The sequence below is a fragment of the Micromonospora sp. NPDC047644 genome (assembly GCF_040704315.1).
In the GTDB taxonomy this organism is placed as follows: Bacteria; Actinomycetota; Actinomycetes; order Mycobacteriales; family Micromonosporaceae; genus Micromonospora.
In genome coordinates, this window is record NZ_JBEYSY010000018.1 from 97669 (window position 1) to 118774 (window position 21106).

Sequence of the window (21106 nt, forward strand, 5' to 3'; positions counted from 1 at the left end):
CCGACACGCCGGGACGGGCCAGGTACGCGCCGGCGCCCGCCGACCGTCCGCACCCACCAGAATGGGCCGGTGCCCGTCCTCATCCGCTCGGCCGGCCGCGTGATCGGGCCGCTCGTCCTCGCCCTGCCAGCCCTCCTGGTCGCCTGCACCAGCGAGCAGCCTCCGATCCCGCCGCCAGCCGACCCGGAGCCGGTCGAGGTGGAGGCCGCACGGGACGAGCTGGCCGCGCTGGCCGCGGCGGCTCAGGACCGTCACCTGGTGGCCCAGTACGTCTACAGCCAGCCGGGTCAATCGGATCGCACCATCGTCTTCACCAGCGCGAACGACGGCAGCTGGCGGGTGGACGTGCCGGGCGGCGCCCTGGGCGGCACCGCCGACGTCTCGATGGCCAGCACGGCCGACGGGTTGTTCCAGTGCGCCCTACCGTCGGCCGGTCGGACCGAGTCGGCGAGTTGCGTACGCCTGGGTGATCGCGACGACGCGGTTCCCCGCCGGTCGGACCCTCGGGTGCAGCACCTGCTCACCGACTGGCTGGACGTGCTCACCGACCGACGCGCGCCCCTGGCCGTCGCCCCGGCCAAAATCCCCGACGGCCTCACCGGCACCTGCTACTCGGTGGATTCCACCTCGGCGTCGTTGAACGCCCCGCTGGATGTGGGCATCTACTGCTACGACCAGGACGGCACGCCCACCGGCGCCCAGACCACAGCCGGGACGTTGAGGCTGGCCGCCGCACCCGGCCCGGCACCGGCCACCGTGCAGCTGGCCGGCCCGGTGGTGATCGACCGCGAGCCGCTCGACACCGCCGCGCCACCGACCCCGGACCCGTCCGAGAGCCCGGACCCGTCGGAGAGCCCGGACCCGTCCGAGAGTTCGGGCGCGGGAACGCCCTGATCTTCGTCCCGTTACGGGTGCTCTTGCCCACATTCAGCCACCCCATCCTGACGGGCGAATCACCCATACAGGACGATTCGATGTATGGCCGACCTCACCCCGCTGCTCGCCTACCGCTGGAGTCCACGAGCCTTCGACCCGGGCGCCGAGCTGACCCCGGAGGAGTCCGCCTCGCTGCTCGAGGCGGCGCGCTGGGCCCCGTCGGCGGAGAACGGGCAGCCCTGGCGGTTCGCCCTCGGCCACCGCGACGACGAGACCTGGAAGCGGATCCTGATCAGCCTCCCGGTCGACGACCAGATCTGGATCCGGCACGCCGCGACCCTGGTGGTCGGCGCTCACACCGGCCTGGACGCCGAGCAGGCGGCGTACGACCTGGGGCAGGCGATCGCCCACCTGACGGTGCAGGCCACGGCGCTCGGCCTGCACGTACACCAACTCACCCGGTTCGACCGGGTCGGCCTCGCCACCGAACTCGACCTGCCCGGCGGCGTCCGCCCGTTGGTGGTCGCCGCCGTCGGACGACTCGGCAACCCGTTCGACCTCCCGGCCGAGCTGCACGCCCGGGAGACCGGCCTGCGGCGTCGCCGCCCGGTCGCCGAGCTGCTGCTGCGTTGATCGGGCACCGGGCTCACCCGCCGCGGCTGGCCCGGAGGAGAACCGCCGCGACATCGGTGTTGCGATAGCGCACGTGCCGGCCATCACGGGACCGGGACACCAGGCCGGCGCCGTGCAGGGCGGCCAGGTGCTGGGAGACGTTTCCGGCGGACATCCCGGTGAGCCGGGCCAGGTCGGTGGTGGTCAGCGCCGTCTCGAGCAGGTTCAGCAGCGTGGTCCGGCCCGGCCCGATCACCCGCGCCAGTGGGTCGCCGGGTGGCGACGCGTTCGTCTCCCAGAGCGTCCCGACCGCACGGACCGGGTACGCGCCGGCCGGCAGCGAATCCTCGAGCAGGTTCCACAGCACGTGCTGCTCGGTGAACACCGTCGGGTTCAGCGCCAGCCCACGACCGCGCAGGTCGAAGTCCCGCTCGAACGTGTCGTCGCTGATCACCCGATCGCCGTGCCAGCGCAGACTCGGGTGGAGCTGCTCGAAGAACCGGCCCGCGCCGCTCTCGGCGAGCTGGGCGGCCCGATACGCCACGTCGGCGTCGAGCAGCGCCCGCATCCGCGGCCAGTCCGGGGCGATCGCCTCGTCGTGCCAGACCCGCACCGCGTCGACGACCTGCGGCAGCAGCCCGCCGGGGTCGGCCAGCAGAGCCTGCCCGAACGGGCTCAGCGGTTTCTGCCAGGTGGTCGCCAGCAGGTCCTGGACCACCACGGTCGGCGGCGTCGCGGCGATCTGGTCGAGCTGCTCGGCCAGCTCCACGTTCGGTCGGGCCGCAGGGGTGAGGAAGTCGGGCAGCCAGCGACCCGGCACGACCAACCCCACCAGGGGCCGGACCCGGTCGGCCACCTCGGGACGGCGCAACGTCACTCGGGCCCGGTCGATCCAGGGCAGGTGCACCGCGTAGCGGACCGGGTTGGCCAGCGCCCACATGCTCATGACCGTCTCGTTGGCCGGTGACACGGCGAGCCGCACTCCCGCCACGTCGGCCAGGCTGAACCGCAACTCGGACACACGCCCCCCAGGAGCAGGATTCGGTCCAGCCTAAAAGATTCGACCGAGGTCATGGGGACCCGATTCACTCCCCGATCATGGGGGCCAGAGAAAGCATCCGCACCGCCGTTCGAGACGTCGTACCGCCGGCCGGGCTGACCCGCGCCCTGGCCGTGCAGGCCATGGTCTACGCCGTCGGCAGCGGCCTGTTCCACGCCGGCAGCGCCGTCTTCTTCACCCGGGCGCTCGGGCTCAGCGCCGCCCAGGTGGGGTTGGGGCTCTCCGTCGCGGCGGGGGTGACGCTGCTGGGCACCGTGTCGCTGGGCGGGCTCACCGACCGGTACGGACCGCAGCGGGTCTGGGTGGTGGGGTCGGTGCTGAACGCGGCGCTGTTCGCGACGTACCCCTTCGTGGGTGGCTTCGCGGGGTTCCTCGCCGTGGTGGTGGCGCTGGCCGCCGTGGACGCCGCTGTCGGCGTGGCCCGGCAGGTCTACTCGATCAACGCGCTCCCGCCGGCCGAACGGGTCACGGCGATGGCGTACCAGCGCTCGTCGTTGAACGTCGGCTTCGGGCTCGGCGCGGTGATCAGCGGCCTGGTGCTGGCGGTGGACACGATCGAGGCGTACCGCGCGATGGTCTGGTTCATCTCGACGGTCTTCTTCGTGACGGCTCTCTTCGTGCGCCGACTGCCCCGGCTGCCGCAGGTGGCCAGGCCGGCGGAGCCGGTGGGTCGGCTCGCCGTGCTCCGGGACCGGCCGTTCATGGCGGTGTCCCTGCTGTCCGGGCTGCTCACCGCGCACGGGGTGCTCTACCTGACGGTGCTGCCGCTGTGGATCCTCACCCGCACCGACGCCCCGAAGACGGTGATCGCCGCTCTGGTCCTGCTCAACACGGTCCTGATCGTGCTGCTCCAGGTGCGGGTCAGCCGGGGCGCGGACACCGCGGCGGGCGCGGCCCGGGCCTCCCGTCGGGGTGGACTGCTGATCGCCCTGTTCTGCCTGGTCCTGCCGATCTCCGGGTTCACCCGGGGCTGGCTCACCATCGTGGTGCTGGTGGCCGCCGCGTTGCTGCTGATCCTGGCCGAGCTGATCGAGTCGGCGGGCACCTGGGGGCTCACCGCCACCCTGCCGCCACCCGACCAGCGCGGCGCGTACGTGGGAGCGCTCGAACTCGGCGTGCAGGTGCAGTACCTGATCGCGCCGGCCGGGCTGACCGCGCTCGGGGTGACCATTGGCGGGTGGGGTTGGTTACCGACGGCAGCGATCTTCGTGCTGGTCGCAGCGGCGATCGTGCCCGCCGTGGCCTGGACCGAACGAACGCCGAGGCTGGGTTCCCAGGCCCCGGAGCCGACGATGACATCGATCCCATAGTCCGGACCAACCCTTGCACCCTTCGCCCCATCACGTAGAGTGACCTGGTCATGTGGCAGGCGCTGCTCCTCCTTAGCCGCCGCGACGAGGCCTGACGGCCGGCACCTCGTCGCGGAGTCGCATCGCGCCGTCCAGCACATCCGATCTTCTTCTCGGCACCGCCGCGCACCGTCGCCCGGCATCTCGCCGACACCTTCCGATCTGCTGACGCCACATGTTCCAGGGAGCACTCTGAGATGGCTCAACCTGTCACCGACGCTGAAACCGATCCGATCGCCCGGCAACGCCCGAGCCGGATGCCGTACCACCGCTACCAGCCGTACGGGGAGCAGTTCCGGGTCGAACTACCGGACCGCACCTGGCCCACCCGCACGGTCGAGGCCGCCCCCCGCTGGTGCGCCGTAGATCTCCGCGACGGCAACCAGGCACTGATCGACCCGATGTCGCCCGAGCGCAAGCGCCGGATGTTCCAGCTGCTGGTCCAGATGGGCTACAAGGAGATCGAGGTCGGTTTCCCGTCGGCCAGCCAGACCGACTTCGACTTCGTCCGGCAGCTCATCGAAGACGACATGATCCCGGACGACGTCACCATCCAGGTGCTCACGCAGTGCCGGGAGCACCTGATCGACCGGACGTTCGAGTCGCTGCGGGGCGCGAAGCGGGCCATCGTGCACTTCTACAACTCGACCTCCACCCTCCAGCGGCGGGTGGTCTTCGGCCTGGACAAGGACGGCATCGCCGACATCGCCACCACCGGGGCGCGGCTCTGCCAGAAGTACGCCGAGATCCACACCCCGGACACGGAGATCTTCTACGAGTACTCGCCGGAGTCGTACACGGGCACCGAGCTGGAGTACGCGCTGGAGGTCTGCTCCCGGGTGATCGACGTGATCGACCCGACCCCGGACCGGCCGCTGATCATCAACCTGCCGGCCACCGTCGAGATGGCCACCCCCAACGTGTACGCCGACTCGATCGAGTGGATGCACCGGCACCTGCCGCGCCGGGACAGCGTGGTGTTGAGCCTGCACCCGCACAACGACCGGGGTACCGGTGTGGCCGCCGCCGAGCTGGGCCTGCTGGCCGGCGCGGACCGCATCGAGGGCTGCCTGTTCGGCAACGGTGAGCGCACCGGCAACGTCGACCTGGTGACCCTGGGGCTCAACATCTTCTCCCAGGGCATCGACCCGATGATCGACTTCTCGAACATCGACGAGATCCGGCGCGCGGTCGAATACTGCAACCAACTGCCGGTGCACGAGCGCCACCCGTACGCGGGCGACCTGGTCTACACCGCCTTCTCCGGTTCCCACCAGGACGCGATCAAGAAGGGCTTCGACGCCCTCGCCGCCGACGCGAAGGCGGCCGGGGTGCCGGTGGACGAGCACACCTGGGCGGTGCCGTACCTGCCGATCGACCCGAAGGACCTGGGCCGCACCTACGAGGCGGTCATCCGGGTCAACTCGCAGTCCGGCAAGGGCGGCGTCGCGTACATCATGAAGAGCGAGCACCAACTGGACCTGCCGCGCCGGCTCCAGATCGAGTTCTCCGGGGTGGTGCAGCAGGTCACCGACCACGATGGCGGCGAGGTCGACCCGGCCGCCATGTGGGAGATCTTCGCGACGCACTACCTGCTCGACCACCAGCCCGACCCGGCGGTCCGGCTGGCCGGCTACACGATCGGCACGGTGGACGGCAAGGTCGAGATCGAGGCCCAGGTCGGCGTGGGCGGCGAGCAGCGCTCGCTCGCCGCGGTCGGCAACGGCCCGATCGACGCGTACGTCAACGCGCTCCAGTCGGTCGGGGTGGGCGTACGGGTGCTCGACTACCACGAGCACGCGCTCTCCTCCGGTGGGGACGCGCAGGCCGCCGCGTACGTGGAGTGTGAGGTGGACGGCCGGACGGTCTGGGGTGTCGGCACCGACGCCAACATCGTCACCGCGTCGATCAAGGCGGTCACCAGCGCCGTCAACCGCGCCCGCCGCTGACCTGGGCGCGACACCCCCGAGGTGGCTTCCTACTTCGGGGGTGTCGCGGCGGGCAGTGAGTGGCAGGGCTGGGACGGCGGGGCCTTCCGGGGCGGCCGGTGGACCAGCACGAGGGCCAGCAACGCGCCGGCCACGAGCAGCCCCGCGCACCACTCCATCGCGCCCCGGAACGCGTCGGTCAGCTCGGCCTTCTGCTCGTACCCGCCGCCGGAGAGCCCGACCAGCAGCGGCAGCGCCGCCACCGCGAGCAGGCCGCCGGCGCGCGACGCGGCGTTGTTGAACCCGCTGGCCACCCCGGAGAACCGGTCCTGCACGGCGGCCAGCACCGACGCGGTGAGCGGTGCCACCACCAGGGTCAGCCCGATGCCGAAGAGCAGCACCCCGGGCAGCACGTCCCGCCAGTACGACGCGCCCGGCCCGACGCCGCGCAGCAGCAGCAAGCCGACCGCGGCGACCACCGGGCCCACGGCCAGCGGCAGCCGTGGGCCGATCCGGGCGGACAGCGCGCCGGCGCGCGCGGAGCCGACCAGCAGCAGCAGGGTCATCGGCAGCAACGCGATGCCGGTGCGGAAGGCCGACCAGCCGACCACGTTCTGCAGGTAGACGGCGAAGAAGAAGGTGAAGCCGCCGAGCGCCGCGTAGACGACGACGGTGAAGATGTTCAGCACCGAGAAGAGTCGGCTGCCGAACAGCCCGGTGGGCAGCATCGCGGCGTCGCCACGCCGCCGTTCCAGCAGGACGAAGGCCACTGCGGAGAGCACCCCGACCAGGGCGGCGATCAGCACCTCGGCGGAGTCGAACCCGCGGGCCGGCGCGTCGATCAGGGCGTAGGTGACGCCGGCGAGCGCGAGCGCTCCGAGCAGGGCTCCGGCGACGTCGAACCGCCGTCGGGTCCGATTCGGCCCCTCGGTGCGGGAGGCGCTCTCGTCCCGGCTCTCCGGCACCCAGCGCAGGGCGGCCAGCACCACGAGCACGGCGATCGGCAGGTTGAGGAAGAAGATCCAGCGCCAGGAGAGCGCGTCGATCAGCCAGCCTCCGATGAACGGCCCCAGCGCGGTGGAGACCCCGGACAGCCCGGCCCACGCACCGATCGCCCGGCCCCGGTCGTCGGGATGGAAGCTCGCCTGGAGCACCGACAGCGACCCGGGCGTGAGCAGCGCGCCACCGGCGCCCTGGAGGAACCGGGCAGCGATCAGCATGCCGGTGTCCTGCGCCAGCCCGCAGAGCACGGAGGCGGCGGTGAACCAGACCACGCCGATGAGGAAGATGCGTCGCCGGCCGAAGCGGTCGCCCAGCGCGCCGCCGAGCAGCACGAACGCCGCCAGCATCAGCAGGTAGCCGTTGATGGTCCATTGGAGATCGGCAACGTTCGCGCCAAGGTCCTGCCCGAGTTTCGGCAGTGCCACGTTGACGACGGTGCTGTCGAGGAAGACCATTCCAGAGGCGAGTACGGCGGCGAGCAGCGTGCCCCGGCCGGCGGTCGTGCCCATCCGGAGGGCGGTCGCCGGTACGGGTGCGGTCATCCCACCAATCTGCCTTGCATCATGTGGGAGACGCCACGAAACGCCGAAACCGTTCCCGGGTACTGTGCGCAATCGCCGGGAGCCCCCAAGCTGGAGAGGTGTCGTCTGTGCGTACCAGATCAGGACCGCGAGCGGCGGTGGCCGTGCTCACCGCGGCGCTGGCGCTCGGCGTGGGTGGTTGCGTCCCACCGGATGAACCGACCACGCCGCCGTCGAGCGACGGCGGCAACGCCGCTGAGCAGTTGAGTCAGCTCACCGTCGCTACCGCCGGCTCGATGAAGGGCTACAGCCGGGAGCGTTTCCCGCACTGGCGGGACACCGGCAAGAACTGCGATATCCGGGACAGCATCCTCCAGCGCGACGGCAAGGACGTGAAGCTCTCCGGTTGCAACGTGGTCGGTGGGCGCTGGGAGAGCGTGTACGACGGTCGCAGCTTCTCGGATCCCTCCGACGTGGACATCGACCACATGGTGCCGTTGGCCAACGCGTGGCGCTCGGGTGCCGACGAGTGGGACAACGCCAAGCGCGGCGATTTCGCCAACGACACCACCCGTCCGCAGCTTTTCGCGGTTTCCGCCTCGTCCAACCGGGCAAAGGGTGACCAGGACCCGTCGCAGTGGAAACCGGCAAACCGGTCTTACTGGTGTAAGTACGCCCAGGACTGGGTGACGGTCAAGCACTACTGGAAGCTGACGGTGACCAGCGCCGAGAAGTCCGCCCTGACCGACATGTTGGAGGGCTGTTGAGTGGGGAGCGATTCGTGACCGCCGCCGGGGAGAGCGGCCCGTCGGCCGCCGGTATGACCGCGGACGGTGCCGCCGAGACTCCCGCCGCCGTGCCGGGTGCCGGCATGGTCGCGGACTCGAGCGGGGCTGCCGGCCCGCAGAACCGCACCACCGACATCGTGCCCGGCCCCGGCGGCGTGATGACCGACGAGGTCGGCGTCGTCACCGGTGACCTGACGCTGCGCACCGAGTACGCGGACGGCAAGGTCACCCTGCGGGTGCAGTACAAGGACGCGGACGAGTGGTACGCGGTGACCGGCACGTCGGTCACGCTGGCCGACCCGGCCGGGCTGGACGCGGTGCACGGCGTCGCGGTGGGGCTGCTGAACCGCCCCGAGGGCTGACGGACGCCGGCACCGCGTCCAGTCTCAGACGTACGAGCCGGGCTCGGTGGGCGCGGAGACCACGCCCGGCGCGTCCCCCTCGCCCTCGGGTCGGACGATCTGCGCGCTGACCCCGTGCGGGCGCAGTTCGCCGCTGGCGATCTGCTCCGCGAAGTGGCAGGCCACCCGGCTGCCGCCGATGTCCCGCAGCACCGGTCGCTCGTCGGCGCAGCGGGTGGGCTGCGCCCACGGGCAGCGGGTGTGGAAGCGGCAGCCCGACGGCGGGTTGGCCGGCGACGGCAGGTCACCGGCGAGCAGGATGCGCTCCCGGCGATCCTCCACGTCCGGGTCCGGCACCGGCACCGCCGACATCAGCGCCCGGGTGTACGGGTGCAGCGGCTCGGTGTAGAGCCGGTCGCTCGGCGCCTCCTCCACCAGCGCGCCCAGATACATCACGCCGACCGTGTCGGAGATGTGCCGGACCACGGCGAGGTCGTGCGCGATCACCAGGTAGGTGAGCCCCAGGCTGTCCTGGAGTTCGTCCAGCAGGTTGACCACCTGGGCCTGGATCGACACGTCGAGCGCCGAGACCGGCTCGTCGGCGACGATCAGCTCCGGCCCGAGCACCAGTGCGCGGGCGATGCCGATGCGCTGCCGCTGCCCGCCGGAGAACTCGTGCGGGTAGCGGGAGAGCGCCCAGCGCGGCAGCCCGACCGCGTCCAGGGTCTCGCCGATGATCCGTCGACGGTCGGTGCGGTCGGTGCCGATCCCGTGGGTCTGGAGGCCCTCGGTCAGGATCGACTCGACGTTCTGCCGAGGGTCGAGGCTGGACATCGGGTCCTGGAAGATCATCTGCATCCGGCGACGCATACTGCGCAGCTTGCCCGACGGCAGCGTGGTCAGCTCGACGCCGTCGAAGCTGACCTCACCGGCGGTCGGCGGGGTGAGCTGGAGCAGCGCCCGGCCCAACGTGGACTTGCCGCAGCCCGACTCACCCACCAGGCCGTACGTCTTGCCGCGCGCGATGCTCAGGTCGACCCCGTCGACGGCCTTCACCTGGCCGACCACCCGGTCGAAGAGCACCCCCCGCTTGATCGGGAAGTGCACCTTCAGGTCGCGCACCTCGACGAGGACGTCATTCTCGCTCACGCTGTTTCCTCCTCGCGCGGGGCGGGCACCGTGCCCGGCAGCGGCTCCGGGTTGACGCACCGGTAGCTCCGTCCGTCGTGCGCGTGCACCAGCTCCGGTGGTTCACCCACACACTCGTCGATGCGGCGGGCGCAGCGCGGGGCGAAGGCGCATCCGTCCGGCCAGGGCAGCAGGTCGCGGACCGAACCGGGAATCGGGTTGAGCTTCTCGCCCCGCCCGGCGTCCAGGCGCGGCACCGAGCCGAGCAGACCCACCGTGTACGGGTGACGCGGCTGACGGAACAGCGGACGACGGCGGGCCGTCTCCACCACCCGGCCGCCGTAGAGCACGTTGACGGTGTCGCACATGCCGGCCACCACGCCCAGATCGTGCGTGATCATCAGCAGCGCGGTGCCGGAGTCCCGGACCAGCTCCTTGAGCAGTTCCAGGATCTGGGCCTGGATGGTGACGTCCAGCGCGGTGGTCGGCTCGTCGGCGATCAGCAGCCGAGGCTGGCAGGCCACCGCCATCGCGATGAGCGCCCGCTGGCGCATCCCACCGGAGAGCTGGTGCGGGTACTCCTTGAGCCGCCGCTTCGGGTCGGGGATGCCGACCCGGTCCAGCAACGCCGCCGCCTCCTTCGCCGCGGTCTCGCCCTTCATCCCCCGGTGCCGGGTGAGCACCTCGGTCACCTGCAACCCGATCGGGATCACCGGGTTCAACGAGGAGAGCGGGTCCTGGAAGATCATCGCGACGTCCCGGCCGCGGATGTCCCGCCGCGACCGGTCGTCGAGCTGAAGCAGGTCGGTGCCGTCGAAGACGGCCTTGCCGCCGACCCGCAGGCCGGGCTGCTTGGGCAACAGGCCCATGATCGCGAGCGAGGTGACGCTCTTGCCGCAGCCGGACTCACCGACCAGACCGACGACCTCACCGGCGTCGACCGAGAAGGACACCCCGTCGACGGCGTGCACGGTCCGCTGGCCGCGGCGGGCGAACGTGACGGAGAGGTCTTCAACTTCGAGCAGTGCCATTACTGGGCCTACTTCCGCAGCTTCGGGTCGAGGGCCTCACGCATCGCCTCACCCAGCAGGGTGAAGCCGAGCGCGGTGATGATGATCGCGACGGCCGGGTAGATCGCCAGTGACGGCCGGATGCCGAGGTACTGCTGCGCGTCGGCGAGCATGACCCCCCACTCCGGTACGGCGGTGTCCGGGTTGCCGAGGCCGAGGAAGGAGAGCGCAGCGGCCTCGATGATCGCGGTGGCCAGGGTCAACGTGGCCTGCACGATCACCGGGGCGAGCGAGTTGGGCACCACGTGGGTCAGGGCGATCTTGGACTTCTTGACGCCGAGCGAGGTCGCCGCCAGCACGTAGTCGCTGTTGGCCTGGGAGATCATCGAGCCGCGCAGCAGCCGGGCGAACACCGGCACCGAGACCACGCCGACCGCGATCATGACGGTGGTCAGGCTGGCCCCGAGCAGGGCGGCGATGCTCACCGCCAGCAGCAGGCTCGGCATCGCCAGCAGCATGTCGATGAAGCGCATCAGGGTGGTGTCGATCCACCGCCCCCACCGGCCACCGAGGCCGGCTGCGGCACCGGAGATGCCACCGATCAGCGCGCCGACCGCCAGACCGATCAGGGTGGAGACCACGCCGACCAGCAGGGTCTGGCGGGCGCCCACGATCATCCGGCTGAACTCGTCCCGGCCCTGGTGGTCGTAGCCGAACCAGTGGTCGCCGTTCGGGCCGGGGATGACACCCGGCTTGATCAGCCCCTCCCGGATGCCGATCGTGTCCGTCGCCGCGTACGGCACGAGGAACGGGCCGACCACCGCGACCAGTACGAAGATCGCCAGGATGACCGCGCCGACGATGGCGGCAGGGTTGCTGCGCAGTCGTCGGAACGCCTCCTGCCAGAGACTGACGCCCCGCTCGTCGTCACGGGCGGCCAGTTCGGAGAGCCGGTCGATCTTTTCGCGCTTCTTGCCCGGGCTGAGTGTCATCGCACCCTCACCCTCGGGTCGATGAAGCTGTAGGAGAGATCGACCAGGAGGTTCACCAGCACGTACACCACCGCGATGATCAGGATGAAGCCCATCAGCACCGGATAGTCGCGTTGGCCGATGGCCTCGGCGACGAACGCTCCGATGCCACTGAAGGCGAAGACGGTCTCGGTCAGCACGGCGCCGGAGAGCAGGCCGCCAGCGAGCAGACCGATCGAGGTGGCCACCGGCAGCATCGCGTTGCGCAGCACGTGCCGGCGACGGACCGTCTGCTGGGTCAGGCCCTTCGCCTCGGCGGTGCGTACGAAGTCCTCGTTGAGCACCTCCAGCACGCTCGCCCGGGTGATCCGGACGATGATCGCCAGCGGGATGCTCGCCAGCGCGATGGCCGGTAGCACCAGATGCCAGAGGGCGTCGGCGGCGGCGTCCCACTCACGGGTCATCAACCCGTCGAGGACGAAGAAGTTGGTGACCCGGGTCGCCCCGAGGGTCGGGTCCTGCCGGCCGCTGGACGGGAACCAGTGCAGGTTCTCCGAGAAGATCGCCTTGAGCACGTAGCCCAGGAAGAAGACCGGGATGCAGATGCCGATCAGCGAGCCGCCCACGGACGCGTGGTCCAGGAAACGGCCGCGACGGCGGGCGGCCAGGTAGCCCAGGGGGATGCCGACGCCGATCGCGATGATCATCGCGGTGATGGTCAGTTCGACGGTGCCGGGGAAGCGCTCGATGAACTCCGTGGTGACCGCCCGCTTGGTGGAGGTCGAGGTGCCCAGGTCGAGCTTGATCATCCGCCGTACGAAACGGCCGTACTGCACCAGGATGGGCTCGTCGAGCCCCATGTTGCGGCGGATCGCGGCCCGCATCTCGGGGGTGCCGCGCTCGCCGAGGATGGCGGTCTCGGGGCCGCCGGGAAGTCGGCGGAGCCAGATGAAGAGCAGGAGGGAGAGCCCGAACAGCGTGGGTATCAGCTGAAGCAGGCGCCTGACGATGAACCGGAACACGGCGGCCTCGAAGGGGTGCGGAGGGTTGCGGGCGGGCGCTGTGCGACAGCGCCCGCCCGCGTTCCTTGCTGCGTCAGATCAGGACTTACTTGAACTCGGCGGTGGAGAACCGCTCGTCGGTGAGCGGGCTCGCCTTGACGCCGGTCACGTCCTTGCCGAACACGATCGCCGGCGGCGAGTGCGAGATCGGCACACCGGGCAGGAAGTCCATGATGGACTTGTTCAGGGCCTTGTACTTCTCGGTCCGGGCCGCGATGTCGGCGGTGGTGTCCGCGTCCTTGAACTGGTCGAACAGGGCCTTGTTGTTGAAGCCCCACTCGTCCTTCGGCCGGTCGAAGAAGGTACCGATGAAGTTGTAGGCGTCGCCGTAGTCACCGGTCCAGCCCAGGAAGTGGATGTCGTGCTTGCTACCCGAGGTGGTGGCGTTCAGGTAGTCCGGGCTCCACTTCAGCGGGATCGCCTCGACGGTGATGCCAACGGCCTTCAGGTCCGCCGAGAGCAACTCGAAGATGTCCTTCGGGTTCGGCATGTACGGCCGGGTGACCTCGGTCGGGTAGTGGAACTTCAGCGTCAGGTTCGACGCGCCGGCCTCGGCCAGCAGCGCCTTCGCCTTGGCCGGGTCGTAGGTGTACTTGGTGACCTCACCGTTCCAGCCCTCGACGGTGTCCGGCATGAAGTTGTCGGCGACCTTGGCACCCGGCGGCAGCTTGGAGGTGACCAGCTGCTGACGGTTCAGGGCGTACGCGATGGCCTGCCGGACGCGGATGTCGGCGAGCTTCGGGTTGCCCTTCTGGTTGATCGCCAGGTAGAGCACGTTGAACGCCGGGCGGGTGAGCATGTTGAAGCCCTCGGACTTCAGCGGCTCGACGTCGGCCGGGCCGACCAGGTCGTAGCCCTGGATGTCACCGGAGCGCAGCGCCTGCTTGCGGGCGTTCTCGTCCGAGATCGTCTTGAAGATGAGGGTCTTCAGCTTGGCCTTGGCGCCCGCGTAGTCCTCGTTGCGCTCCAGGGTCAGCGTCTTGTTCGCGACGTCCCAGGCCTTGAACTTGAATGGGCCGGTGCCGGTCGGGTGCTCCGTCGCGTACGACGGGTACTTGATGTCCTCGGCGGTGCCGGCGACGTTGCTGGCGTCGAACTCCTGCAGCGCCTTCGGGCTGTGGATGGAGAACGACGGGAGCATCAGCGCGGCCGGGATCTTGCTGGAGACCCGGGTGAAGGCCAGGTCAACAGTGGTGGCGTCCTTGGCGGCGCAGGACTTGAAGAGGCTCGGCGGGAGATCCGCGTTCTCGTTCTTGGCGAAGCCACCCATGACGTCCTGCCAGTACGCGGTCACGTCCGGGCTCTGCATGAGGCCCTTGGCGTTGTACCAGCGGTCGAAGTTGGCGCAGACGGCCTCGGCGTTGAAGTCGGTGCCGTCGTGGAACTTCACGCCCGAGCGGAGCTTGAAGGTCCAGGTGGTGCCGGCGGCGTCCGGGGTCCAGGACTCGGCCAGGCCGGGGGTGACCTTGGTGCCACCCTCCTCCGGTCGGACCAGGGTCTCGAAGACCTGACGCGCGACGCGCAGCGACTCACCGTCGCTGGCGAAGCTCGGGTCGAGCACCTTCGGGTCTCCGGCGACGCCGAAGACGAGGGTGTCCTTCTTGCTACCGCCGGATTTGTCGTCGCGGTTGCTCTCGGCGCAGCCTGCTACCGCGAGGGCCGCGACCGCGATGGCCGCGATCGCGGCCTTCGGCCTGGGTGCACGCATGTGTGCTTCACCTCGTCCTTGGGGGTACGGACAACGTGGTGACAGGGGTCACCGATGGCGGTGACCATAGCTCCCGATGCGTCCACCCGGAAACCGCTGAGTGGACGGTTGGTATCGGATCGTGCCTCAACCGCCGCTTGACATTCGATTCTTAGGTAAAGAGCGGCAAAAACCGATCAATCAGCACCCGCGATGCCAAACTGTTACGTCGAACAGCCCCGATGAGGGCACAGGTGTCAGATCATTTCCGGGCAGAGACGCAGCGGTGGCCGGCACCCACACGGGTGCCGGCCACCGGCCGTACGTCAGGCGATCAGACCGCGCGGCGCCCCTCGAAGGCCCGGCCGAGGGTGATCTCGTCGGCGTACTCCAGATCGCCGCCGACCGGCAGCCCGCTGGCCAGCCGGGTCACCGAGATGCCCATCGGCTTCACCATCAACGCCAGGTAGGTGGCTGTCGCCTCGCCCTCGGTGTTCGGATCCGTGGCCAGGATCAACTCCCGAACCCCGCCACCCCCGAGCCGGATCATCAACTCCCGGATGCGCAGGTTGTCCGGGCCGATCCCCTCCAGCGGATTGATCGCCCCACCCAGCACGTGGTAGCGACCGCGGAACTCACCCGTCCGCTCGATGGCCACCACGTCCTTGGGCTCCTCCACCACGCACAGCACCTCCTCGGTGCGACGCTGGTCGCGGCAGATCCGGCACTGCTCGGACTCGGCCACGTTGTAGCAGGTGGTGCAGAAGCGAACCAGCTCCTTGACCTTGCGCAGCGCGCCGGCCAGCCGGTTGACGTCGGCCGGATCCGCCGAGAGGACGTGGAACGCGATCCGCTGAGCGCTCTTCGGACCCACGCCCGGCAGCCGACCCAGCTCGTCGATCAGATCCTGGATGGCACCTTCGTACATCTGCCGGCTCAGAAACCGGGCAGGCCGAGGCCGCCCATGCCGCCGGCAACCGGGCCCATCTTGCGCTCGGTCAGCTCCCGGGCCGCCTCGGCGGCGTTGTGCACGGCCGCGACGACCAGATCCTCCAGCGTCTCCACGTCGTCCGGGTCGACGGCCTTCGGGTCGATCTTGATGGCCTTGAGCTCACCGGAGCCGGAGACCGTCGCGGTGACCAGCCCGCCGCCGGCGGTGCCGGTCAGCTCGGCCTCGGCCAGCTCGGCCTGGGCGGCGGCGATCTGCTGCTGCATCTTCTGCGCCTGCTTCAGCATCTGCTGCATGTTCGGCTGTCCACCTGGGCGCACGGGATGGCTCCTTCTCGCACTCGTCTGCTCGACCGCCGCTCAGCCTATCCGCTGGGACCGACCTCGCCCCGCCCGGTGCGTCCGCCCACGCCGAGGCTTCGGGGTACGGCTACCCCTACCCCGAACCGGCCATCTGCTGGTAGTGCGCCCAGACCCGTCGCACTGGTCTGCTCAAGGCATGAACCTCAACCGCACCGGCCGGATCGGCGCACTGTGCTGGCTCGCGGCCGCGCCCGTCTTCCTCGTCGCCAGCCTGATCACCGGTCTACGGTGGCGGGAGCCGACCTACAGCTGGGCCATCCACAACATCAGCGACCTCGGCAACGCCCACTGCGGCGTCTGGGACACCACCCGCCCCCGCTACGTCTGCTCGCCGTGGCACCCACTGATGAACACCGCGACACTGGCCACCGCCGTCCTGCTCGCCGGCGGGCTCCTGCTGACCTGGCGGGTTCTCGGCCGCGGCCCGGTGGTGCGCACGGCCCAGACACTCCTACTGCTGGCCACCGGCGGATACGCCCTCGTGGGCCTCTACCCGGCCGACGTGGCCGAGAACCCGCACGTCCTCGGCGCAGTCCTGATCATGGGAATGGGCAACATGGGCCTGCTCCTCGCCGGCTTCGCACCAGGCAGCACGACGCTCGGCACATGGCGACGACTCACCCTCACCGCCGGGCTCATCGCGCTGGCCGGAACGACACTGTTCGCCGCCCAACAGGGCCTGGGGCTCGGAGTGGGCGGCATGGAACGAGTAGCAGTACTCCCGTTCCCCCTCTGGGCCTGCGCCCTGGGCGTCCTGATAGCCGAAACCCACACCCCCCAACCACGCGATCTTGCACTTTCTGTCCCAACATAAGGGGCATTCCACACAAGATGACGACCGAAACTGCAAGATCGACGGCACGGGGGTTAGCGGGCGTCGATCTCGTTGATCTTCTCGGCGCCGAAGGTCTCTCTGAGGAGGCGTACCGCCTGCTCCTCGCTGGACTCCCGGGCGGTCTTCTCGTCAATGATCTCGTCCAACGGCTCGTCGCCCGGGTCGAACCCCTCGAAGGCCGGGGTCGCCGCCAGTGCCGCGCCGCCCGGCCGGCCGCCGGCCCGCGCCGGGCCGTCGAAGTCCGGGTCATAGGGCGGCTCGCCGGCCCATTCGGCGTCCGCGACGGGCCGGGCTGCCGCTCCGGTACGCGCACCGCGCCCCGCCGCCGCCGCGCGAGCCGCGGCGATGGCGCTGCTCACCGGTGCGCCACCGGCTGTCGCCGGCTGCCGGGCCGCCGGCGTCGGGTTACCCCGCCCACCCGCGTTACCGCTCCCGGCCGCCACCCCGGGCCCACCCGAACCACCGGGTCCGGCACCGTTCGGGCCACCGCCGTTGATGCCGCTGCCGTTCGGGCCACCGCCGTTGGTGCCGCTGCCGTTGGTGGCGCTGCCGATTCCAGCGTCACCGCTTCCGGCGTTCCCGTACCCGGTGCTGCCGTTCGCGCCGGTCGACGCCGGTGCGGAGTGCGGGCTCGACTCGTTTCCAGTCGACGCACCGCCGGGGCGGGCGGCCTCCGGCCAGTCCTCGTCATCCGTAGCCTCGGCGGCGAGGCCGCCGCCGCCGGGGCGGGCCGCCTCCGGCCAGTCGCCGTCGTCGTCCGCCGCCGGGGCGGACAGCGCTGCGCCCCGCCCACCAGCACCGTGCCCACCAGCACCGTGACCGGTGGAACCCGCGCCGACACCGGCACGCGAAGCCGAACCGGCAGCGCCGCTCGGGTACTCGGCGGTCGGCGAGGAGGCGTTCGTCGGACCGGCGGCGGTCGGGGCGTTGGGTCGCCCACCTCCAGGCCCGGCGGAGTTCGCGCCTGACGATACGTCCGAGCCCGACCCAGCGTTCGAGCCAGGTGCGGCGTTCGAGCCAGGTGCGGCAGTCGAGCCGGGCGCGGCAGTCGAGCCGGGCGCGGCAGTCGAGCCGGGTGCGGCAGTCGAGCCGGGTGCGGCAGTCGAGCCCGGTCCGGCTGGCGGAGCGCTCGTCGGGCCTGCGGCAGTCGGGTTCGTCGCGGCGGGCGCGTCGGACGGGGACGCGGCGGGGCGGGGCGGGGCGGTCTGCGGTGCGCGTGACGAGCCGGACAGCGACACGCCACCGCGCTCACCGGCCACCTCACACCGGATCTGCCAGCGCCCGCCCAACTCCTCGTAGAGCGCGTCGGTGAGCACGGCCGCGTGGTCGGCCATCATCTTGGCCAGCACCGTGGACTTCACCGTCAGCACCAGCATGTCGCCGTCGAGTTCGCGGACCACCGCGTCGCGCATCAGGGCGGCGATCCGCTTGTTGGTCCGGTTGACCTTGCCGACCACGTCGGGCCAGACGCGACGGACCGCTACCGCGTCCAGCGCGGCGGCCGGCGCTCCGGGTCGGGGCGGCGCGGGCGTGGCCGGGTCGGGGAGCACCGCCGACGGTGGCACCACGCGACGCGGGGCCGGGCCGGCGGGCGGGACGGGTACGGCCTGGTCAGCGGTTGCCGGACCGGCTGACGCGCCGGGGGACGCCGGGATCGGCGAGTCGGCCGTCGAGACGTACGAGGCCGGTGCGCCGGAGGTCGGGGCGGGTGCCTCGGTGACCGGGGCCGCCGGGGCGGGAGCGCCCTGGGCCGGGGACGCCGTCGGGTCGACGTCCCACGGCGGTGCCGAGGTGGGGGCGTTCGCGGGTGCCGGGGTGGCGGCAGCCGGGACCGGGGTGGCTGGCTGTGGGCGTACCCCTGGGTTGTTGGTTGGCGCGGCCGCTGGCGCGTCGCCCAGGGTGAGCCGGCGTTCCATCCGCTCCAGGCGCTGGAGCAGGCCGCCGGTGGAGTCGTCCGCGCCGGGCAGCAGCATCCGGGCGCAGATCAGCTCCAGCAGCAGGCGGGGCGCTGTGGTGCCGCGCATCTCGACCAGGCCGTTGTGCACGATGTCCGCGCAGCGGGAGAGGGTGGCCGAGCCGAGCTGCGAGGCCTGGGCCGCCATCCGCTCGATCTGGTCGGCCGGGCCGTCGATCAGACCCTTCGCGGCGGCATCCGGCACCTGCTGGATCACGATCAGGTCGCGCAGCCGTTCCAGCAGGTCGGAGGCGAACCGGCGCATGTCGTGCCCGGCCTCGGCGACCCGGTCGACGGTGGCGTACGCGGCCGCGCCGTCACCGGCGGCCAGCGCGTCGCACATCTCGTCGATCAGCGCCGAGTCGGTGACCCCGAGCAGCGCGACGGCCCGGGCGTAGCTGACCCCTTCCGCGCCCGCGCCGGCGATGAGCTGGTCGAGCACGGAGAGGCTGTCCCGCATGCTGCCGCCACCGGCGCGGACCACCAGCGGAAAGACCGCCGGCTCGACGGCGACGCCCTCGGCCTGGGTGAGCTGTTCCAGGTACGGGCGGACCACCTTCGGCGGAAACAGCCGGAACGGGTAGTGGTGGGTCCGCGACCGGATGGTGCCGAGGACCTTCTCCGGCTCGGTGGTGGCGAAGATGAACTTGACGTACTCCGGGGGCTCCTCGACCAGTTTGAGCAGGGCGTTGAAGCCCTGGGTCGAGACCATGTGCGCCTCGTCGATGATGTAGATCTTGAAGCGGCTGTTGGCCGGCGCGAAGAAGGCGCGCTCGCGCAGCTCACGGGCGTCGTCGACACCGCCGTGGCTGGCCGCGTCGATCTCGATCACGTCGATCGACCCGGCGCCGTCGGCCGCCAGCGAGCGGCAGGAGTCACACTTGCCGCACGGCTCGGGCGTGGGGCCCTGCTCACAGTTGAGCGAGCGGGCCATGATCCGGGCGCTGGTGGTCTTGCCGCAGCCACGGGGGCCGGAGAAGAGGTAGGCGTGGTTGAGCCGTCCGCTGCGCAGCGCCTGCGACAGCGGCTCGGTCACGTGCTCCTGACCGATGACCTCAGCGAAGGTACGCGGCCGGTACTTGCGGTAGAGCGCCAGCGTCACTCGTCCCGCCTCCTCTCGACCGAGCCATTCTGCGCCGGTCGGGCGCGGGTGACCACCCACCACCCCGGGGCGCCTGGGCCTTCAGCCTTGATCGACCGGGCCACCAGGGCTTGATCGACTCGGCTTCCTGGAAACCGCGGTGTCCGCATGGCCGGGACACCGCGACATCAGGGATGCCGAGTGGATCAACCGGCCCACAGACAAAAAGGCCTCCCGTGCACCCGGCAGAGCTCGCTTATCCTTGCTGCCTTCCGGCCCTGGGGAGGTTCACGAGATACCGCCGCACGGGAGGTGACGCCCAGCCTACCCGACCGCCTGTCGATCTTCAGGGGGTGGTGGGGTGGCCCGGCCGGGACGGGCCTGTATCCTGGCTCGCGGAGGATTCGCCTAGAGGCCTAGGGCGCACGCTTGGAAAGCGTGTTGGGTTTACACCCTCACGAGTTCGAATCTCGTATCCTCCGCTCGCCTGAGCAGCACCAACGACAGGGCCGGCCCCAACGGGACCGGCCCTGAGTCGTCTCTACGGTCGCTGCCGTCTCAGGTGCCCTGTGCCGGCCGGTCTACCGGAGGTCCGTCGACGACGCGGCCCGAGACGCCTACGCCCAAACCGTCGCGGCGTACGCCGGCCTGAACGGGCCGTTCGCCACCGCGCACAGCGACGACCACCGGGTCGCCGGCTATCTGGACAACCAACTCCAGGGACAAGTCGCTAGCGACCCCGACGACATCGCGGCCATGATGGCGGCATGGGAGAACGTGGGCGGGGAGGCGCTGTCCCACCGGCAGTCGGTCGATCTCTTCACGGAGGTGGCGGAGTCACGGAGCTGGGTGGAGAGGCCTTGAGCTTGCGATTCGCGCATCGTGACACCGAGACAGACACGGACATGGCCGATCGTGTGTGGCGTACCCGCAGCGACGCGGAAGACACGATGACATCGGCGGCGCGCACGTGCTGCCAACTGATATTCACGCGGATGCAGGGGCAGCTACTCGTCAACCTGCGCGGGCCGGAGACCAGGGCGACCACGGCACCGGTCCCGCCGGACGCCGAGTTCTTCGGCATCCGGCTCACGCTCGGCACGGTTCTTCGGCCGTACCCCGCAGCCTCGATCGTCGACGGGTACGTGCCCTTCCCGGTGACGGACTCGGGTCGGATAGTCCTCGGCGGCGAGGACTGGGAAGCGCCGATGTACGAGAACGTCGAGCAGTTCGTCCGGCGGCTGCGGGACGCGGGTCTGCTGGTGCGGTCACGCCTGAAGTGCTTCGCCGGGCACCCCGCGGACCAGCCGTCCGATCGAACGCTTCAACGGCAGTACCGCGCGATAACCGGCCTCTCGCGCACTGCCGTGACGCAGATCGACCGCGTGAACGCCGCGGCCACGATGCTTCGCGACGGGCTCGGCTGGAGCACTGTCGTCGAGACGATGGGGTACTTCGACCAGGCGCACCTGGCCCACTCTCTGCGGCGCTACGTCGGGCGCACCGCGGGAGGGCTACGGGCGGTCGACGGCGCGTCGATGTCGTTCCTGTACAAGACCGGCCCGTGGCCAGGCAGCTAACGTCCGTTCTC

General features: G+C 70.7%; 18 protein-coding genes, 1 tRNA gene, 1 other RNA gene and 1 pseudogene. 10 read left to right on the top strand and 11 right to left on the bottom strand.

The genetic code is table 11. From position 1 onward, the window contains the following. Positions 1-69 precede the first annotated feature (69 nt). Positions 70-894, top strand: coding sequence for a hypothetical protein (locus tag AB0877_RS26825; RefSeq protein WP_366612312.1), 825 nt, complete (start codon positions 70-72; stop codon positions 892-894). An 84-nt stretch (positions 895-978) separates the two neighbouring features. Continuing rightward, positions 979-1509 carry a nitroreductase family protein gene (locus AB0877_RS26830; protein ID WP_366612313.1) on the top strand — a complete coding sequence of 177 codons (531 nt, stop codon included), beginning with the start codon at positions 979-981 and terminating at the stop codon, positions 1507-1509. Positions 1510-1522: 13 nt separating this feature from the next. Here the strand turns inward: AB0877_RS26830 and AB0877_RS26835 are convergent, their stop codons facing one another. Continuing rightward, the gene (locus AB0877_RS26835; protein ID WP_366612314.1) at positions 1523-2509 is read right to left on the bottom strand and encodes a DUF5937 family protein; all 987 of its coding nucleotides are present in this window, start codon (positions 2507-2509) and stop codon (positions 1523-1525) included. 77 nt (positions 2510-2586) lie between these two features. Here AB0877_RS26835 and AB0877_RS26840 point away from each other — a divergent pair, with 77 nt between their 5' ends. Next, positions 2587-3858, top strand: coding sequence for an MFS transporter (locus AB0877_RS26840; protein ID WP_366612316.1), 1272 nt, complete (start codon positions 2587-2589; stop codon positions 3856-3858). Between the two features lie 236 nt (positions 3859-4094). Beyond that, positions 4095-5846, top strand: a complete 1752-nt coding sequence (gene leuA / locus AB0877_RS26845; RefSeq protein ID WP_366612318.1) for a 2-isopropylmalate synthase — start codon at positions 4095-4097, stop codon at positions 5844-5846. Between the two features lie 29 nt (positions 5847-5875). On the opposite strand, the gene AB0877_RS26850 is transcribed toward leuA, so the two are convergent. Further along, complete coding sequence (locus AB0877_RS26850) at positions 5876-7369, bottom strand: MFS transporter (RefSeq protein WP_366612320.1); 1494 nt, start codon at positions 7367-7369, stop codon at positions 5876-5878. Between the two features lie 107 nt (positions 7370-7476). Here AB0877_RS26850 and AB0877_RS26855 point away from each other — a divergent pair, with 107 nt between their 5' ends. Beyond that, positions 7477-8115: an HNH endonuclease family protein gene (locus tag AB0877_RS26855; protein WP_366612321.1), complete on the top strand. Its 639-nt coding sequence runs from the start codon at positions 7477-7479 to the stop codon at positions 8113-8115. A 14-nt stretch (positions 8116-8129) separates the two neighbouring features. Beyond that, entirely contained in the window at positions 8130-8498 is a 369-nt protein-coding gene (locus AB0877_RS26860; protein ID WP_366612323.1) for a hypothetical protein, read from the top strand. A 24-nt stretch (positions 8499-8522) separates the two neighbouring features. On the opposite strand, the gene AB0877_RS26865 is transcribed toward AB0877_RS26860, so the two are convergent. From AB0877_RS26865 to AB0877_RS26895, 7 genes are all read right to left on the bottom strand, one after another. Then, a complete protein-coding gene (locus AB0877_RS26865; protein ID WP_366612324.1) occupies positions 8523-9626 on the bottom strand; it encodes an oligopeptide/dipeptide ABC transporter ATP-binding protein in 1104 nt (367 codons plus the stop codon). Beyond that, positions 9623-10636, bottom strand: a complete 1014-nt coding sequence (locus tag AB0877_RS26870; protein ID WP_366612326.1) for an ABC transporter ATP-binding protein — start codon at positions 10634-10636, stop codon at positions 9623-9625. The genes AB0877_RS26865 and AB0877_RS26870 overlap by 4 nt, the downstream gene beginning before the upstream one ends. 8 nt (positions 10637-10644) lie before the next feature. Further along, positions 10645-11607 (bottom strand): ABC transporter permease, encoded by a 963-nt coding sequence (locus AB0877_RS26875; RefSeq protein WP_366612328.1) that lies wholly within the window; start codon positions 11605-11607, stop codon positions 10645-10647. Then, the gene (locus AB0877_RS26880) at positions 11604-12608 is read right to left on the bottom strand and encodes an ABC transporter permease (RefSeq protein ID WP_366612330.1); all 1005 of its coding nucleotides are present in this window, start codon (positions 12606-12608) and stop codon (positions 11604-11606) included. Before AB0877_RS26880 ends, AB0877_RS26875 begins: the two co-directional genes overlap by 4 nt. 85 nt (positions 12609-12693) lie before the next feature. Continuing rightward, positions 12694-14355, bottom strand: coding sequence for an ABC transporter substrate-binding protein (locus AB0877_RS26885; RefSeq protein WP_366612331.1), 1662 nt, complete (start codon positions 14353-14355; stop codon positions 12694-12696). Positions 14356-14668: 313 nt separating this feature from the next. Then, positions 14669-15262 carry a recombination mediator RecR gene (recR, locus tag AB0877_RS26890; protein ID WP_210780747.1) on the bottom strand — a complete coding sequence of 198 codons (594 nt, stop codon included), beginning with the start codon at positions 15260-15262 and terminating at the stop codon, positions 14669-14671. Between the two features lie 8 nt (positions 15263-15270). After that, a complete protein-coding gene (locus AB0877_RS26895; protein WP_007466279.1) occupies positions 15271-15579 on the bottom strand; it encodes a YbaB/EbfC family nucleoid-associated protein in 309 nt (102 codons plus the stop codon). Positions 15580-15781: 202 nt separating this feature from the next. On the opposite strand from AB0877_RS26895, the gene AB0877_RS26900 reads away from it, so the two are divergent. After that, positions 15782-16459, top strand: coding sequence for a DUF998 domain-containing protein (locus tag AB0877_RS26900; protein ID WP_366612333.1), 678 nt, complete (start codon positions 15782-15784; stop codon positions 16457-16459). Between the two features lie 53 nt (positions 16460-16512). On the opposite strand, the gene AB0877_RS26905 is transcribed toward AB0877_RS26900, so the two are convergent. Both AB0877_RS26905 and ffs read right to left on the bottom strand, forming a co-directional pair. Beyond that, on the bottom strand, positions 16513-19536 hold the full coding sequence (locus tag AB0877_RS26905; RefSeq protein ID WP_366612335.1) for a DNA polymerase III subunit gamma and tau: 3024 nt from the start codon (positions 19534-19536) through the stop codon (positions 16513-16515). A 204-nt stretch (positions 19537-19740) separates the two neighbouring features. Then, positions 19741-19830: signal recognition particle sRNA small type (gene ffs, locus AB0877_RS26910), an RNA gene on the bottom strand. A gap of 82 nt (positions 19831-19912) precedes the next feature. On the opposite strand from ffs, the gene AB0877_RS26915 reads away from it, so the two are divergent. The 3 genes and pseudogenes from AB0877_RS26915 to AB0877_RS26925 all read left to right on the top strand — a co-directional run bounded on the left by AB0877_RS26915 (position 19913) and on the right by AB0877_RS26925 (position 21095). Beyond that, positions 19913-19997, top strand: a tRNA-Ser gene (locus tag AB0877_RS26915). 145 nt (positions 19998-20142) lie between these two features. Beyond that, positions 20143-20379 (top strand): annotated as a pseudogene (locus AB0877_RS26920) (Scr1 family TA system antitoxin-like transcriptional regulator); the annotation flags it as partial. Between the two features lie 131 nt (positions 20380-20510). Then, entirely contained in the window at positions 20511-21095 is a 585-nt protein-coding gene (locus tag AB0877_RS26925) for an AraC family transcriptional regulator (protein WP_366612337.1), read from the top strand. Positions 21096-21106: the final 11 nt, after the last annotated feature.

What these genes read in the sequence shown, in the direction of transcription:
- leuA (WP_366612318.1), top strand. Translation starts at nt 4,095, where the DNA reads ATGGCTCAACCTGTCACCGACGCTGAAACCGATCCGATCGCCCGGCAA.
- AB0877_RS26885 (WP_366612331.1), bottom strand. Translation starts at nt 14,355, where the DNA reads ATGCGTGCACCCAGGCCGAAGGCCGCGATCGCGGCCATCGCGGTCGCG.
- AB0877_RS26870 (WP_366612326.1), bottom strand. Translation starts at nt 10,636, where the DNA reads ATGGCACTGCTCGAAGTTGAAGACCTCTCCGTCACGTTCGCCCGCCGC.
- recR (WP_210780747.1), bottom strand. Translation starts at nt 15,262, where the DNA reads ATGTACGAAGGTGCCATCCAGGATCTGATCGACGAGCTGGGTCGGCTG.
- AB0877_RS26895 (WP_007466279.1), bottom strand. Translation starts at nt 15,579, where the DNA reads ATGCAGCAGATGCTGAAGCAGGCGCAGAAGATGCAGCAGCAGATCGCC.
- AB0877_RS26900 (WP_366612333.1), top strand. Translation starts at nt 15,782, where the DNA reads ATGAACCTCAACCGCACCGGCCGGATCGGCGCACTGTGCTGGCTCGCG.
- AB0877_RS26875 (WP_366612328.1), bottom strand. Translation starts at nt 11,607, where the DNA reads ATGACACTCAGCCCGGGCAAGAAGCGCGAAAAGATCGACCGGCTCTCC.
- AB0877_RS26850 (WP_366612320.1), bottom strand. Translation starts at nt 7,369, where the DNA reads ATGACCGCACCCGTACCGGCGACCGCCCTCCGGATGGGCACGACCGCC.
- AB0877_RS26830 (WP_366612313.1), top strand. Translation starts at nt 979, where the DNA reads ATGGCCGACCTCACCCCGCTGCTCGCCTACCGCTGGAGTCCACGAGCC.
- AB0877_RS26840 (WP_366612316.1), top strand. Translation starts at nt 2,587, where the DNA reads ATGGGGGCCAGAGAAAGCATCCGCACCGCCGTTCGAGACGTCGTACCG.
- AB0877_RS26925 (WP_366612337.1), top strand. Translation starts at nt 20,511, where the DNA reads ATGCAGGGGCAGCTACTCGTCAACCTGCGCGGGCCGGAGACCAGGGCG.